The organism is Pseudomonas sp. NPDC089743 (assembly GCF_044748785.1).
GTDB lineage: Bacteria > Pseudomonadota > Gammaproteobacteria > Pseudomonadales > Pseudomonadaceae > Aquipseudomonas > Aquipseudomonas putida_X.
Window position 1 is genome coordinate 421,960 of record NZ_JBIVGS010000001.1, and the last position, 14,308, is coordinate 436,267.

14 protein-coding genes are annotated in these 14,308 nt (G+C 63.5%); 5 read left to right on the forward strand and 9 right to left on the reverse strand.

The window, feature by feature from the left end; genetic code table 11:
- The first annotated feature begins 5 nt into the window (after positions 1-5).
- On the forward strand, positions 6-1,061 hold the full coding sequence (mgtE, locus tag ACIPZC_RS02025; protein WP_400624518.1) for a magnesium transporter: 1,056 nt from the start codon (positions 6-8) through the stop codon (positions 1,059-1,061).
- Between the two features lie 39 nt (positions 1,062-1,100).
- Here mgtE and ACIPZC_RS02030 read toward each other — a convergent pair whose 3' ends face one another.
- A complete protein-coding gene (locus ACIPZC_RS02030) occupies positions 1,101-2,297 on the reverse strand; it encodes a class I SAM-dependent rRNA methyltransferase (protein ID WP_400624520.1) in 1,197 nt (398 codons plus the stop codon).
- Positions 2,298-2,506: 209 nt separating this feature from the next.
- On the opposite strand from ACIPZC_RS02030, the gene ACIPZC_RS02035 reads away from it, so the two are divergent.
- Positions 2,507-3,325 (forward strand): HDOD domain-containing protein, encoded by an 819-nt coding sequence (locus ACIPZC_RS02035; RefSeq protein ID WP_241805187.1) that lies wholly within the window; start codon positions 2,507-2,509, stop codon positions 3,323-3,325.
- Positions 3,326-3,328: 3 nt separating this feature from the next.
- Complete coding sequence (gene mutM, locus ACIPZC_RS02040) at positions 3,329-4,141, forward strand: bifunctional DNA-formamidopyrimidine glycosylase/DNA-(apurinic or apyrimidinic site) lyase (RefSeq protein WP_241805067.1); 813 nt, start codon at positions 3,329-3,331, stop codon at positions 4,139-4,141.
- A 58-nt stretch (positions 4,142-4,199) separates the two neighbouring features.
- On the opposite strand, the gene ACIPZC_RS02045 is transcribed toward mutM, so the two are convergent.
- From ACIPZC_RS02045 to ACIPZC_RS02065, 5 genes are all read right to left on the reverse strand, one after another.
- On the reverse strand, positions 4,200-4,451 hold the full coding sequence (locus tag ACIPZC_RS02045) for a YfhL family 4Fe-4S dicluster ferredoxin (protein ID WP_009683359.1): 252 nt from the start codon (positions 4,449-4,451) through the stop codon (positions 4,200-4,202).
- Positions 4,452-4,558: 107 nt separating this feature from the next.
- Positions 4,559-5,038 carry a pantetheine-phosphate adenylyltransferase gene (gene coaD, locus ACIPZC_RS02050; RefSeq protein WP_039601221.1) on the reverse strand — a complete coding sequence of 160 codons (480 nt, stop codon included), beginning with the start codon at positions 5,036-5,038 and terminating at the stop codon, positions 4,559-4,561.
- Positions 5,039-5,149: 111 nt separating this feature from the next.
- Complete coding sequence (locus tag ACIPZC_RS02055) at positions 5,150-6,748, reverse strand: GMC family oxidoreductase N-terminal domain-containing protein (protein WP_400624523.1); 1,599 nt, start codon at positions 6,746-6,748, stop codon at positions 5,150-5,152.
- 45 nt (positions 6,749-6,793) lie between these two features.
- Positions 6,794-7,279 (reverse strand): twin-arginine translocation pathway signal protein, encoded by a 486-nt coding sequence (locus ACIPZC_RS02060; RefSeq protein ID WP_400624525.1) that lies wholly within the window; start codon positions 7,277-7,279, stop codon positions 6,794-6,796.
- A gap of 10 nt (positions 7,280-7,289) precedes the next feature.
- Positions 7,290-8,720 (reverse strand): coniferyl aldehyde dehydrogenase, encoded by a 1,431-nt coding sequence (locus tag ACIPZC_RS02065; protein ID WP_400624527.1) that lies wholly within the window; start codon positions 8,718-8,720, stop codon positions 7,290-7,292.
- A gap of 151 nt (positions 8,721-8,871) precedes the next feature.
- Here ACIPZC_RS02065 and ACIPZC_RS02070 point away from each other — a divergent pair, with 151 nt between their 5' ends.
- Both ACIPZC_RS02070 and ACIPZC_RS02075 read left to right on the forward strand, forming a co-directional pair.
- Positions 8,872-9,537, forward strand: coding sequence for a TetR/AcrR family transcriptional regulator (locus tag ACIPZC_RS02070; protein WP_241805071.1), 666 nt, complete (start codon positions 8,872-8,874; stop codon positions 9,535-9,537).
- A gap of 35 nt (positions 9,538-9,572) precedes the next feature.
- Positions 9,573-10,427: a sulfurtransferase gene (locus ACIPZC_RS02075; protein ID WP_400624529.1), complete on the forward strand. Its 855-nt coding sequence runs from the start codon at positions 9,573-9,575 to the stop codon at positions 10,425-10,427.
- A 9-nt stretch (positions 10,428-10,436) separates the two neighbouring features.
- Here ACIPZC_RS02075 and ACIPZC_RS02080 read toward each other — a convergent pair whose 3' ends face one another.
- The 3 genes from ACIPZC_RS02080 to ACIPZC_RS02090 form a co-directional block, all read right to left on the reverse strand.
- Positions 10,437-11,429: a hydrolase gene (locus ACIPZC_RS02080; RefSeq protein WP_349975934.1), complete on the reverse strand. Its 993-nt coding sequence runs from the start codon at positions 11,427-11,429 to the stop codon at positions 10,437-10,439.
- A gap of 71 nt (positions 11,430-11,500) precedes the next feature.
- Positions 11,501-12,895, reverse strand: a complete 1,395-nt coding sequence (locus tag ACIPZC_RS02085) for a M16 family metallopeptidase (protein ID WP_400624532.1) — start codon at positions 12,893-12,895, stop codon at positions 11,501-11,503.
- Positions 12,892-14,232 (reverse strand): M16 family metallopeptidase, encoded by a 1,341-nt coding sequence (locus tag ACIPZC_RS02090; protein WP_400624534.1) that lies wholly within the window; start codon positions 14,230-14,232, stop codon positions 12,892-12,894. Before ACIPZC_RS02090 ends, ACIPZC_RS02085 begins: the two co-directional genes overlap by 4 nt.
- Positions 14,233-14,308 lie beyond the last annotated feature (76 nt).

Here is a 14,308-nt window from a genome sequence, read left to right on the forward strand (position 1 = left end):
ATCTCATGCAACACCCGTCCGATTTCGTCGTTTCCCCGCTCGACCTGCGTCAGGCTGCCCAGGCGCGGCGTGATGGCCTGCTTCATCCTGAAGGCTACGCCGAAGGCACTGCCGGCTACCTGATGACCAGCGAGTATTCGTGCCTGGATGCCGGCCTCACTGCCAGCCAGGCGATCGACATGCTGCGCCGTGAGGCTGCAGATGCCGAAACCATCTATCAGTCCTATGTGCTCGACGAGAGCCGCAACCTGCTGGGTACGCTTTCCCTGCGCGAGCTGATCCTTGCCGCGCCTGAACAGCCGATCGAGCAGCTCATGGTGCGCAAGGTCATCTACGTATTCACCTCGACCCGTCAGGAGGAAGTGGCGCGGTTGATCCGCGAGCACGACCTGCTGGCGCTGCCGGTGCTGGATCAGGCCGGCCGGCTGGTGGGCCTGGTGACCTGCGATGACGCACTCGATGTGGTTGTCGAAGAGGCTACCGAAGACTTCCACAAGGGCGCATCCATCACCAACCACGTGGGCAACCTCAGGGACGCCACTGTCAGCCTGCTGTACCGCAAGCGGGTGCTGTGGCTGGTGCTGCTGGTGTTTGGCAATCTGTTTTCGGGGGCAGGGATCGCGGCATTCGAGGAAACCATCGCCGCGCATATCGTCCTGGTGTTCTTCCTGCCCCTGTTGGTGGACAGCGGTGGCAACGCGGGCGCGCAATCGGCGACATTGATGGTGCGTGGCCTGGCAACGGGCGAGGTGGTGATGCGCGACTGGTTGCGCATGCTGGCACGTGAATGCGCGGTGGCGCTGGCGCTGGGCGGCACCATGGCGGTGGCGGTGGCATCGCTGGGGGCGCTGCGCGGTGGGACGGAGGTCGCCTTGATCGTTGCCAGCAGCATGCTGGTGATCGTCCTGCTAGGCAGCCTGATTGGCATGAGCCTGCCCTTCATGTTCACCAGGCTCAAGCTTGACCCGGCCACTGCCAGCGGGCCGCTGGTGACTTCGATCGCCGATGCGGCAGGGGTACTGGTGTACTTCGGTATCGCTTCTTACGTGCTCGGCATCTGAGGCACCCAGGGGGCGGCAACGCGGCCCCCTGGGCGTGAATCAGCTGTTGGGCAGCAGCCGGCAGGTAATGCTCTTGATGTAGCGGGTTTCAGAGATGGCCGGGTGAACCGGGTGGTCCGGGCCTTGGCCGCCGCGCTCGAGCAGTTGCAGGTTGCGGTCCAAGTGGCGGGCGCTGGTCAGCAGGATGTTGTTCAGGTCGTCCTCGGGCAAGTGCATCGAGCACGAGGCGCTGACCAGGATGCCATCCTTGGTCAGCATGCGCATGGCCTGTTCGTTGAGGCGGCGGTAAGCGGCTTCGCCGTTTTTCAGGTCTTTCTTGCGCTTGATGAACGCGGGTGGGTCGGCAATGATCACGTCGAAGCGCTCTTCTGCGGCCTTCAGCTCGCGCAGTGCCTCGAATACATCGCCTTCGATGCAGGTCAGTTTTTCGCTGATGCCATTGAGCGCGGCATTACGTTCCACGCCATCCAGGGCAAAGCCTGAGGCATCCACACAGAACACTTCGCTGGCACCGAATGCGCCGGCCTGCACGCCCCAGCCACCGATGTAGCTGAACAGGTCGAGCACACGCTTGCCTTTGACGTAGGGCGCCAGGCGTGCGCGGTTCATGCGGTGGTCATAGAACCAGCCGGTCTTCTGGCCTTCGCGTACCGGCGCTTCGAACTTCACGCCGTTTTCTTCCAGCGGGACCCAGTCCGGCACTTCGCCGTAGACGGTTTCGACATAACGCTGCAAGCCTTCGGCGTCACGGGCGGCGGAGTCGTTCTTGAACAAAATGCCGCTGGGCTTGAGCACCTGGACCAGGGCGGCGATCACGTCGTCCTTGTGCAGCTCCATGGTGGCAGAGGCCAGCTGTACCACGAGAATGTCGAAGAAGCGGTCGACCACCAGGCCCGGCAGCAGGTCAGAATCGCCGTAGACCAGGCGGTAGCACGGCTGGTCGAACAGGCGCTGGCGCAGGGACAGGGCGACGTTGAGGCGGTGTACCAGCAGCGACTTGTCCAGCGGCAGCTTGGCATCGCGCGACAGCAGGCGGGCGCAGATCAGGTTGTTCGGGCTCAGCGCCACGATGCCCAGCGGCTTGCCGTTGGCAGCCTCGAGAATTGCCTGTTGGCCGGCCTGAAAGCCCTGCAGCGGCGTCGCGGTGACATCGACTTCGTTGCTGTAGACCCACAGGTGGCCGGCGCGCAGGCGGCGGTCGGCATTGGCTTTGAGGCGAAGGCTGGGCAGGGACATGACGTCGCTCCGGGAAAAAAGAGCGGGAGTATAACCGGTTGGCCCTTGGTTCGGTGCAGGGCACGACAAAGTGCCCTGCCTGTTCGCCAGCACAAGCGCTACAAGTCGAGCGAGCTACAGGGTTAGAATCGCTCGTCCTCAAAGAGTATGTACGTATGTCCCAAGAACTCAGCGCCGAACAGATCCAGCAAGCCTTGCAAGGCATTACCATCCCGCCGCAACCGCAGATCATGGTCGACCTGCAGTTCGAGCAGTACATGCCCGACCCGGACCTGGAAACCATCGCCAAGCTGATTTCCCAGGATCCGGGCCTGTCCGGTGCCTTGCTCAAGCTGGTCAACTCGCCGCACTTCGGGCTGTCCAACAAGATCGGTTCGATCCAGCGTGCGGTGAACCTGCTGGGTAGCCGTTCGATCATCAACCTGATCAACGCCCAGTCGATCAAAGGCGAGATGAGCGACGAGACCATCGTCACCCTCAACCGCTTCTGGGACACTGCCCAGGATGTGGCCATGACCTGCCTGACACTGGCCAAGCGCACCGGCATCCAGGCGGCGGACGAGGCCTACACCCTGGGGCTGTTCCATGATTGCGGCATCCCGCTGATGCTCAAGCGTTTCCCCAGCTACATGGATGTCCTGGAGGAGGCCTACGCCAAGGCTGACGCGCAAACCCGGGTGGTCGACACCGAGAACCGTGCATTCAATACCAACCATTCGGTGGTCGGCTATTTCACCGCCAAGTCCTGGCGGCTGCCGGAGCACATCAGCGCGGCCATCGCCAACCACCACAATGCCTTGGCCGTGTTCCGCGAGGAGTCGCTGCGCAACACCCAGAGCCAGCTGAAGAACCTGCTGGCGGTGCTCAAGATGGCCGAACACATCTGCGCGTCCTACCGTGTGTTGGGCAACCAGCCTGTCGACCACGAGTGGCATGCGGTCGGCCCGCTGGTACTGGACTATATCGGTTTGTCGGAGTACGACTTCGAGAACCTCAAACAGACCATTCGCGAGCTGGGCGGGCACTGATTCATGCCGGAATTACCCGAAGTCGAAACCACGCGGCGCGGTATCGCGCCGCATCTGGAAGGCCAGCGGGTCAGCCGCGTGGTGGTGCGAGACCGGCGTTTGCGCTGGCCAATCCCGGAGGACCTGGACGTGCGTTTGTCCGGGCAGCGTATTCTCAGCGTCGAGCGGCGCGCCAAATACCTGCTGATCAACGCCGAGGTGGGCACCTTGATCAGCCATCTGGGCATGTCGGGCAACCTGCGCCTGGTGCAGATGGGGCTACCGGCGGCCAAGCATGAGCACGTCGACATCGAGCTGGAGTCAGGGCTGGTGCTGCGCTACACCGATCCGCGTCGTTTCGGCGCCATGCTCTGGAGCCTCGACCCGCTCAATCATGAGTTGCTGCTGCGCCTGGGCCCAGAGCCGTTGACCGACCTGTTCGATGGCGAGCGCCTGTTCCAGCTGTCCCGCGGGCGGACGATGGCAGTCAAACCGTTCATCATGGATAACGCGGTGGTGGTGGGTGTGGGCAATATCTACGCGACCGAGGCGTTGTTCGCCGCCGGTATCGACCCGCGCCGTGAGGCGGGTGGGATATCCCGTAGCCGCTACCTGAAGCTGGCCATCGAGATCAAGCGCGTGCTGGCGGCTGCCATCGAGCAAGGGGGCACGACGTTGCGCGACTTCATTGGCGGCGACGGGCAGCCGGGTTACTTCCAGCAGGAACTGTTCGTCTACGGCCGAGGCGGGCTGCCGTGCAAGCTGTGCGGCACTACCTTGCGTGAGGCCAAGCTTGGGCAACGGGCCAGCGTTTACTGCCCACGTTGCCAGCGGTGAATGGTATGGCCCAATCGCCGGTTTAGCAGCGAGTGGGCCATACGCAGCAGCGCAGCGATCACGCCTTGCCGGTGATCCGGCGGTACTTGGCCATCAACTGCTCTTCGGTTTCCGGGTGCGCCTCATCCAGCGGGATGCAGTCGACCGGGCAGACCTGCTGGCACTGCGGCTCGTCATAATGACCCACGCACTGGGTGCACAGGTTCGGGTCGATCACGTAGATCTCTTCGCCTTGGGAGATGGCCTCGTTCGGGCACTCGGGTTCGCAGACGTCGCAGTTGATGCAATCGTCGGTGATAATCAGGGACATGGGGACTCCGGCCGGGGCTCACCGCCCGGGCATGTTCAACGCAATGGGCACAATTGTGCCGCATTCGCGCCCGCAGTGCACGCGGGCGCGATAATCAGCGCTCAGGCTTACTTCTTGAAGCGTTCAGTCAACGCTTCGGCCACCACTGGGTGCACGAATTTGGTGATGTCGCCTCCCAGCGCAGCGATTTCCCGGACCAAGGTCGAAGAAATGAACGAATAGCGCTCCGACGGCGTGAGGAACAGGCTTTCGACCTCAGGCGCGAGTTGCCGATTCATGTTCGCCAACTGGAACTCGTATTCGAAGTCGGACACCGCCCGCAGCCCCCGCAAGAAGACGTTGGCGCCCTGTTCCTTGGCAAAATGCGCAAGCAGGGTGGAGAAGCCGATGACTTCGACATTGGGCAAGTGCCTGGTGACCTCACGGGCCAGCGCTACACGTTGCTCCAGCGGGAACAGCGGGTTCTTCTTCGGGCTGGCTGCCACAGCGATGATCACGTGGTCGAACAGCCGCGAGGCGCGCTCGACCAGGTCGCCATGGCCCTTGGTAATAGGGTCGAAAGTACCCGGGTACAACACTCGGTTCATCGCGTCATCCTGGCTGGAGTGCGTTGGGGAGTCGGATGGTAGCGCAGCGATTGCGCCCGGCCAAGTCATGCGGCCGGCTGATGGCACTATAGACAGCAGGGGCATTTGTTGTCATGCACTGTGTGCCAGGCGGGTTATCAGGGCGTCGGTGAGCTTCGCGCTGATGGCGTAGACCGACAGTTGTGGGTTGGCACCGATGCTGGTCGGGAACAACGAGCCGTCGTGAATCGACAGGTTTTCCAGCTGATGGTGACGGCCCAGGCTGTCGCACACCGCATGCTGTGGATCTTCGCCCATTGCGCAGCCGCCCATCACGTGGGCGCTGCCCAACCGCGTATGGAACGGCTCCAGGCGCAATCCGTCGATCATGCGTTGGGCCTGCGCCAGGCGGGTAGCTGCGCGGGCATCGCTGTGCGCGGGTGTCACCTGCGTGGCGCCCGCGGCGAACTGGATCTGCGCCATGCTGTGAAAGGCACGGCGCAGGCCGTCTCGCAAGTAGTCGGTGACCGGGTAATCGAGCACCGGTGAGCCATCGCCACGCAGCTCCACCGTGCCGCCTGGGCTTTCGGGATGGAACCCGTCGCGCAACAGCGCAAGCATGACGTGGGTGTGCGGCAGCTCGGCCATGCGCTGGGCATTTTCGACACCCTCGCCACCGAGCAGGGTGCTGGCCAGCGCCGGGTGCAGGGGCGGCACTTCAAGTTTGTAGCCGACCGCGCCATCGACGCCGTCCTGCCATTGGAAGTGGTCACTGTAGATGGACTGCGGGGCGCCGTAATAGGGGTCGATGCGTGCGTCGAAGCGGGCCGCGCTGAAGTTGACCAGGTGCAGGAAGGTCCGTTTGCCCAGGCGCTCGTGGGGGTCAGGAGCCTTGGAGCGCAGTAGCAGGGCGGGGCTGTTGATGCCGCCGCCCGCGAGGATGTAGTGGCGGGCGCGCACCGTGATGCTGCGCCCGTTGGGGTGTAGGCCTTGCGCGTCCAGGCCTTGGCAGCGCAGCTGCGCAATGCGTTCGCCGTCATGCTCGAAGCGTTCGGCCCGGGCCAGGTACAGCAGCTCGCCGCCCTTGTCGAGCAGGGCTGGAATGCGCGTCACCAGCATCGATTGCTTGGCGTTGACCGGGCAACCCATGCCGCAATAGCCAAGATTCCAGCACCCCCTGACATTGCGTGGGATCACCGCCCATCGGTAGCCGAGCTGTTCACACCCACGGCGCAGTACCTCGTTGTTGGCGTTTGCCGGCATCGCCCAAGGGGTGATGCCGAGGTCTTGCTCGATGCGTTCGAACCAGGGACGCAGTGCGTCGTCGCCCAGCCCTTTGACGTTGTGGGCCGTCGCCCAGTGGGCCAAGGTCGGCGCGGGTGTGCGAAAGCTGGAGGTCCAGTTGACCAGCGTGGTGCCGCCCACCGCGCGGCCCTGCAGAATGGTGATGGCGCCGTCCTTGCTCATCCTGCCCAGGCCTTCCTGGTAGAGACTGGCGTAGGCCTCATTCTCTAGCAGGCGGAAGTCACTGCTGGTCTTGAGCGGGCCTTCCTCGATCAGCAGTACCTTGAAGCCTGCGGCGCTGAGCATCTGCGCGCTGGTGGCGCCGCCGGCGCCGCTGCCTATCACGGCGATGTCGGCTTGCACGCTGAGGTCCTGCCCCAGGCGCGAGGCGTCATGGGTGATCCAGCCGCGTTCGAGGCCTTGGCGAAACGGGTCGATGACAGGCATTGAAAGTGCTCTTGTTGTTGTTGTTGTTGTTGTTGTTGTTGTTGTTCAGATTTTCGGTGGCCCCGGGTAGCCACAGGCGGCCCAGCTTTCCGGGCATTCATACCAGGCCATCGTCAGCAGTTGCACGATCGACGCGTGCCCCATGCGCAGCAGGTTCAGGGAACTGCTCTGCCAGCGTTGCAGAAACGCCGCTATCTGCTGTTCACCCGCCAGGTCCCAGGCGCCCCAGACCCCAGTCAGTGGGCCGCGGGTCAGCGGCAGGCTGAGCACATCGAACAGTTGCCGGGTGAGCTTGAGCATTGGCGGGGACAGTGCCGCCAGTTTGTCGTCCAGCCTGGGCAGCACGAGTGTTGCGCTTGCCGACGTACCGGCAAGCACCACCGGGATCAGTGCCCGTAGCAATGGCAGGTCGTCATCGCGCAGTACCTGGTACCCGGTAGCACGCCCCTGCGGGCTGCAGCCGACCAGGCTGGCACTGGCCAGAAACACGCTGGCGCCCAGGCTGAAGCGCAGAAGGTCACGACGTTGCATGGCCCAGACCTCAGCGGATGAACAGTGTGTAGACCAGGCGCTGCAGCGCCTTGCCATATGGCGGGTAAATCAGGCGCGCGGCGTTCAGGCGCTGCTTGGCCAGCACCGCCTTGGCCTTGCTGAAGGTCAGGAAGCCGTCACGGCCGTGGTAGTGGCCCATGCCCGAAGGGCCGATGCCGCCGAACGGCAGGTCGTCCTGAGCGACATGCAGCAGTGTGTCGTTGATACAGACTCCACCGGAGTGGCTGCGCTGCAGCACATGCTCTTGCTCGGCATGGTCGTAGCCGAAGTAGTACAGCGCCAGTGGGCGTGGCCGTTCATTGATGTAGGCCAGTGCACCGTCGAGGCTGTCATAGGGCACTACCGGCAGCAGCGGGCCAAAGATTTCGTCCTGCATCACCTGCATGCTGTCATTCACCTCCAGCAGCACGTGCGGCGGCAGGCGCCTGCCCTGGCGAGGCTCGTCCGGGTACAGGTCGATGACCTGCGCGCCCTTGCTGCTGGCGTCGTCCACCAGCTGTTGCAGGCGCTGCAATTGCCTCGGATTGATGATGGCGCTGTAGTCGGGGTTGTCGGCGATGCGCGGGTACAGCCGGTGGACCGCCCTGCGGTAGGCCTCGCTGAAGGCGTTCAGGCGCTCGCGTGGCACCAGGACGTAGTCTGGGGCGACGCAGGTCTGGCCGGCATTGAGGGTCTTGCCGAATGCGATACGCTCGGCGGCGCTATCGAGCGGCACGCTGGACGAAATGATGGCCGGTGACTTGCCGCCGAGTTCCAGTGTGACCGGGGTCAGGTTCTGTGCAGCCGCCAGCATGACCTGGCGGCCGACGCTGGTGGCGCCGGTGAACAGCAGATGGTCGAAGGGCAGCCGGGCAAATGCCTGGCCGACTTCCACATCACCCAGCACCACGCTGACCAGGTCGTGGGGGAATACCTGCTCAAGCAAGGCTTTGAGCGCCAGGGCGCTGGCAGGGGTGGCCTCACTGAGCTTGAGCATCACGCGGTTGCCGGCGGCCAGGGCGCACGTCAGCGGGCCGATGGCGAGAAACAGCGGGTAGTTCCACGGCACGATAATGCCAACCACCCCCAGCGGCTGGTACAGCACGCGGGCGCTGGCGGGCTGGAAGGCCAGGCCGACGGTTCGCCTGGCGGGTCGCATCCAGCCCTTGAGGTGGCGTTCGGCATGGCGAATCCCCTGTACGGAGGGCAGTAGCTCGGCCAACAGGGTTTCGTCGGCGCTGCGCCCGGAAAAATCCGCATCGATCGCCTCTATCAGCCGTTGTCGATCCGCCAGCAATGCTTCGCGCAAGCTTTTCAGCCATTGCCGGCGTTGGGCCAGCGGCGGCATGGGGTTGCCGGCAAATGCCTTGCGCTGGGCAGTGAATGTGCTTGTCAATTCAGTGTCGAACTGCAGAGGGGGCAAGGCGATAGGAGAAGTCACGGCGGCTCCCATAGGGGCTGAGAATCTCTAGAGCCTATACTCTAATCGGTACGATGGTGCGATTTTTTTCGCGCCGGCGCACGGTGCATCCGGGCCCTGTTACACCGTAAGATGAACCCCTTACCGAAAGCCTGCAGACTGGGAGCTGAGCATGGCCCCGCGCATCAAGACCCGAGAGCGCATCGTGCAGAACAGCCTTGAACTGTTCAATCAACAAGGCGAGCGTAGCGTGAGTACCAACCATATTGCCGCGCACATGGAGATTTCGCCCGGCAACCTCTACTACCACTTCCCCAACAAGCAGGCGATCATCGCCCTGTTGTTCAGCCAGTATGAAGAATTGGTGGACAGCTTCCTGCGCCCCCCGCAGGGCCGCGCCGCTACCGTCGAAGACAAGCGCTTCTACCTCAAGGCATTGCTCGCAGCGATGTGGAACTACCGGTTCCTGCACCGTGATCTCGAGCACCTGCTCGACAGCGACCCTGAGCTGGCTGCCCGTTACCGACGCTTTTCCGAACGTTGCCTGCGCCAGGGCCAGGCGATCTACCGGGGCTTCGTCGAGGCCGGCATTCTGGTCATGGCCCCTGCCCAGATCGAATCGCTGACCATCAACGCCTGGATCGTACTGACCTCTTGGGTCCGCTTTCTCAGCACCACGCGGGAGCACTCCGCTCATCTGGGTGAAGAAGCCTTCAAGCGTGGCGTGTATCAGGTGCTGGTACTGGAACTCGGCTTCGTCACCGCCAACGCCCGCAGTGCCGTGGATGCCCTGTGCCATGAATTCCATGTTCCGTTCAACCAGGCCCTGGAGCGATAGCCCAGAGCCTTCGTGCCATCGATCAGGAGATTGTCATGCCTCTTGCGCAATTGATCACCCCGCAGCAACTGGCCGAGCGTCTGGGCTCGCCCAAGCTGGTGATCCTCGATTGTCGGTTTGCCTTGGAAGACGCGGATTATGGCCAACGCAGCTATGCCGAGGGGCATATAGCCGGGGCCCACTTCGCCGACCTGGAGCGCGACCTGAGTGGCCCGGTAATCAAGGGCCAGACCGGCCGCCATCCCTTGCCTGATCCGCAGCGGCTGGTCGAGCGGCTGCGTGAGTGGGGGCTGGACAATGACAGCGAGGTGGTGCTGTACGACGACGGGCCTGGTGCCTTTGCCGCCCGTGCCTGGTGGCTGCTGGCCTGGTTGGGCAAACGCACCGGTGTGGCCATTCTCGACGGAGGCCTCAAGGCCTGGCACGCCGCGGGCCAGCCATTGAGCCTGGACGCGCCAGCACGGTATGAGGGGACGTTCAGCGGCAAGCCGGATACCAAGCTGCTGATTGACGCCGAGCACGTGGTCACCGAGCTAGCAAGCCCCGAGCTGACGTTGATCGATGCGCGTGCCTTGCCGCGTTTTCGTGGGGATGTGGAGCCGATCGACCCAGTGGCCGGGCATATACCCGGCGCTCAGTGCGCAGCATTCACCGACAATCTGAACGAAGAGGGGCGCTTCCTGGCGCCAGAGCAGCTCAGGCAGCGCTTTGCCGAGAAGCTGGGGGGGCGTTCAGCGGAACGTTTGGTGGCCTATTGCGGCTCGGGCGTGACGGCTTGCCATAACCTGTTTGCCCTGGCGTTGGCGGGGTATCCGCTGGGCAGGCTGTATGCCGGATCGTGGAGTGAGTGGATCAATGATCCCGCGCATCAGGTTGCCACGGGCGACTGAGCCGCGGGTTCATCGCCCATCCACCAGCCACTGCGGAATCCGCCGCTCAAGGTAATACCCCGGGTTTCGCAGGCTGCCCTCGACAAAGCCCACATGCCCACCCCGCTCATGCAGCTCGAACTGAGTCTGCGGTGCCAGCTCGCTCGGCGTGGGCTGGCTGTGGCGGGACACGAACGGATCATCGTTTGCGTGGATGATCAGCGTCGGCGTGCGGTTCTCCCCGAGGTAGTAGCGGCTCGATGAGCGACGGTAGTAGTCGTGTACATCGTCAAAGCCGTTGAGTGGCGCGGTCACTTTGCCGTCAAAATCCCAGAAGGTCCGCAGTTTGCGCAACGATCCGAGGCGGTCGAGTGCGGCAAGCCCTTCATGATGGCCCTGAGCACGAAAATGCCGCTGCTTCACCTGCACATAGGCCATCATTTCGCGCATGAAATGTGCCTGATAGACCTTCGAAAAGCCTTGGCCGATGCGGTCGGCGCACTGATCCAGGCGAAACGGTACGGAAACCGCCACGGCCGCCTGCAATTGGCTGGCGCTGCCACTTTCACCCAAGTACTTGAGCAGTACATTGCCGCCCAGCGAATAGCCGACGGCATATAAAGGGGCCAGCGGGCGTTGGGCACGCAGATGGGCGACCACCTCGGCCAGGTCCCCGCTGGCCCCGGAATGGTAACTGCGTGGCAGCAGGTTCGGCTCGCCAGAGCAGCCGCGCCAGTTCACCGCAACGCTGGCCCAGCCGCGGGCATCGAGCGCCTGCTGCAGGCCTTTGACATAGGGCGAATGGGACGAGCCCGTCAGGCCGTGCAGCACCAGCACCAGCGGTGTATCTGGCTGGTGCGGCCCGTGCCAGTCGAGGTCGATGAAGTCACCATCGGCCAGCCACAGGCGCTCGCGTTTGCGCTCAAGCGCAGGCAGCTTGCGCCACAGCGGGCCCCAAAGGGTTTGCAGGTGAGGGTTGGATAACCCGGTGGCCGGGCGGAACGTGGCGGTAAGGCTGGGCATGCTGGGCGACTCGTGTTGTGCCGTCCTAGATTGCCATGAAATACCGCCGTTGTACCCGCGCTATTGGTCGGTCAGGTCGGTTCGGGCAAAGGTTGTTGCGCAGGGGCCGGGCCGACAGTGATGAATACTTCCTGCGCAGGGGGCAGCCATATCCGGGCGGCTTCGCGAATGTCCATGGGTGTCAGCGCTGCCAGGCGCTGGACATAGGTCGCAAAGTGATCGGCGGGTTGCCCCAGGTGGCTGGAGGTTGCCAGGCTCTTGGCCAGCTCTGCGTTGCTCACCAGGGTGCGATGCAACCTGCCTGCTATCTGGTTGCGCGCCATGTCGCACTCCGCCTGGCTTGGGCCATGCTCGCGCAGGCAGGCCAGCATCCCTGAAACCAGCTCACGTGAGGCATCTCGGTATTCGGGTGCGATGTCCCATTGAATCTGCAGCAGGCTCGCCGCATCGAAGGGGGTGAGCGATGAGTGGATGCTGTAGGTCAAGGCACGTCGGCTTCGCAGCTCTTGTGTAAGGCGCGACTCGTAGCCGCTGCCGAGGATTTCATCGAGCATGGTCAGCGCTGCATACCCCGGCTTGTCGGGGGATGTGGGCAACAGCAGCGCCAGCGTGGCCAGTGTGGTACTTGCGGTGTGTGGTTGATGCCGGGTAAGGGCCTCTGGCAACGGCGCCGGTGGTGGGGCCTGTCCCGCCCAGTGTTGCGGTAGCGCCTGAAGGAGTTCCGTGATGAGGGTTTGCGCCTCGTCACGCGACAGGTCGCCCACCAGGCCGATATCGAGGTTGTTGGCAGAGTAGGCGCGTCGGTGGAAAGCCCGCATTTGCTGCTCGTCGATCCGCTCGAGGCTTTCAGGCGTGCCAGCCCAATGGGTGGCGTAGGGATGGCCATCGAACACATGGCTCATGATCGCCGGGGACACCCCATAGACCGGGCTCGACGCCATTGCGCGAGCGTGATTGAGCAGTCGTTCGCGGATGCCTGCGACGGCTTCCTCGCGGAAGGCGGGGCGTGCCAGCATTTGGGTGAGCAGTTGCAGGGCGCTTGTGCGAAGCGCCGGCAGGCTCAGGCAGCGCAGCGTGATCACCGCCTCGTCCTGGTTCACCCGCCTTGCCATGATCGCACCGAGCCCCTCCATAGCCTGAGCGAACTGGGCGGCGTCCAGAAGCTCGCTACCCTGATCGAGGCTGTAAAGGACAAGGGCGGCGAGGCCCGGGCTGTCGCCATCGAGCGCACTGCCAGCGCGAAAGCGCAGCGCCATGTCGAATATCGGGCGGCCATGGGACGGGCTGAAGCTGACCCTGGCGCCTTCGTCGGTCTGCCATTGCTGTATCTGGGCCGGCAACTGCTGCAGCTGCTCCAGGTCAAGGCCTTGCGCGGACTCCAGCCTGGCCATTGCCGCCACAGCGGTATCGCTCACGGGGCCTTTGCAAATCAGAGGCATATTGCTGGTGGTAAGCGATGTGTTCATGCCGGTGCTCCTGCCTGCAGATGAGTGATGGTCAGCCTTTCGCGGCTCAGGTAGTCGAACGCTACCTGCTGTAATGTCGCGCTATCGAGGTGGCGGATACTGTCGGCTTCTTGATCGATCAGCGAGGGGGGCAGGCCAGCGGCCGCTGCTGCGCCGATGCGGTCAGCTTGCAGGCTGATGCTGTCGTGGCTGAACAGGCGACGGGTGAGCATGCGCAGTTTCGCGCGCTTGAGCTCCTGGGTGGAAAGCGGCGTATGGCGCAGGGTATCGATCGCGGTATAGATCGCCTCCTCGGCCTGCTCGTGCGTAGACCTTTGACTGTTGATATAGGTTGATAGGGTCAACAGCGTGTCACCACGCGCCATTGGCTCATATGCCAGGGTGAGGCCCTTGAGCAGCCGTCGGTCTCGCACCAACTCGCTGTAGAGCCTTGCGCTGAACCCTTTGCCAAGCACCTCGCAGAGCAGGCCCAGGGCAGGCACTGTCGTTGCGTCGGTGGCCGTGGCGTGGCTGGGTACATTGAAGGACATGAACAAACCATCACGGCCTGGCAGTGTCAGCTTCTGGCTTCGCGCCTGCAGGTGCGCGTCATGCCGGGGGACGGGTACTGCGTCAAGCGCAGCCCTGGCAATGCTGCCGAAATACCGGCTCACGTGCTGGCCAAGCGTGGCAAGATCGACGGCACCCACCACCACGAGGGTGGCGTTATTGGGCCGATACCACTTTTGATACCAGGCGCGCACGGTTTCCACGCTCAAGTTGCGCAAATCTGCCGGGTTGCCGAACGTCGCCGTTGCATACGGGCTGCTGCCGTGTGCAAGTGCATTGTGTCGTTCAGCTGCCTGCTGGGCAGGGACGTTGTCAACTTTGAGCCGGCGCTCGTCTTCGATGGCTTTGGCTGCCCGCTCCAGGGCTGCCTGGCCAAAGGTCGCGCCCTCCATGGCATCGGCCATTATTTCTAGGGCAACCGGTAGCCGTGCCGCAGGTAACAGCATTTCGTAGACCGTTGCATCATCGATGGTATTGGCATTGGCCTCCCCGCCGAGCCGTGCTATCACCTGGCTGTATCGGCCCGCCTCAAGTTTGCGGCTGCCTTCGAATATCAGGTGTTCCAGCAGGTGCGAGATGTTGGTATGGCCGGCTGACTCATGGCTGGTGCCCACGTGGTACCGGAGCTGAATCGCGGCGAGCGGGGTGCTGTGGTCTTCACGCAGGTAGACAGCCAGGCCGTTGTCCAGTGTGAAGTGCTGCAACGGGGGCTGGGCGGCATCGGCGATGGACTCGATGCCGGCTGACAGGGTTGTGTCGTCGAGGGTGAACGGTGGAGTCGATGGCATTGCTCAAGTGCTCCTGGTTGGGTGACCAGGAGCAGCTTCGGTGAGATTCTGCGCTTGCCTGCGTTACATAATTACG

Excerpts from the sequence above, each read along its gene's own strand:
- ACIPZC_RS02075 (WP_400624529.1), top strand. The coding sequence starts at position 9,573 with ATGCCTCTTGCGCAATTGATCACCCCGCAGCAACTGGCCGAGCGTCTG.
- ACIPZC_RS02045 (WP_009683359.1), bottom strand. The coding sequence starts at position 4,451 with ATGTCCCTGATTATCACCGACGATTGCATCAACTGCGACGTCTGCGAA.
- ACIPZC_RS02080 (WP_349975934.1), bottom strand. The coding sequence starts at position 11,429 with ATGCCCAGCCTTACCGCCACGTTCCGCCCGGCCACCGGGTTATCCAAC.
- ACIPZC_RS02090 (WP_400624534.1), bottom strand. The coding sequence starts at position 14,232 with ATGCCATCGACTCCACCGTTCACCCTCGACGACACAACCCTGTCAGCC.
- coaD (WP_039601221.1), bottom strand. The coding sequence starts at position 5,038 with ATGAACCGAGTGTTGTACCCGGGTACTTTCGACCCTATTACCAAGGGC.
- ACIPZC_RS02060 (WP_400624525.1), bottom strand. The coding sequence starts at position 7,279 with ATGCAACGTCGTGACCTTCTGCGCTTCAGCCTGGGCGCCAGCGTGTTT.
- ACIPZC_RS02030 (WP_400624520.1), bottom strand. The coding sequence starts at position 2,297 with ATGTCCCTGCCCAGCCTTCGCCTCAAAGCCAATGCCGACCGCCGCCTG.
- ACIPZC_RS02085 (WP_400624532.1), bottom strand. The coding sequence starts at position 12,895 with ATGAACACATCGCTTACCACCAGCAATATGCCTCTGATTTGCAAAGGC.
- ACIPZC_RS02070 (WP_241805071.1), top strand. The coding sequence starts at position 8,872 with ATGGCCCCGCGCATCAAGACCCGAGAGCGCATCGTGCAGAACAGCCTT.
- mgtE (WP_400624518.1), top strand. The coding sequence starts at position 6 with ATGCAACACCCGTCCGATTTCGTCGTTTCCCCGCTCGACCTGCGTCAG.
- mutM (WP_241805067.1), top strand. The coding sequence starts at position 3,329 with ATGCCGGAATTACCCGAAGTCGAAACCACGCGGCGCGGTATCGCGCCG.
- ACIPZC_RS02055 (WP_400624523.1), bottom strand. The coding sequence starts at position 6,748 with ATGCCTGTCATCGACCCGTTTCGCCAAGGCCTCGAACGCGGCTGGATC.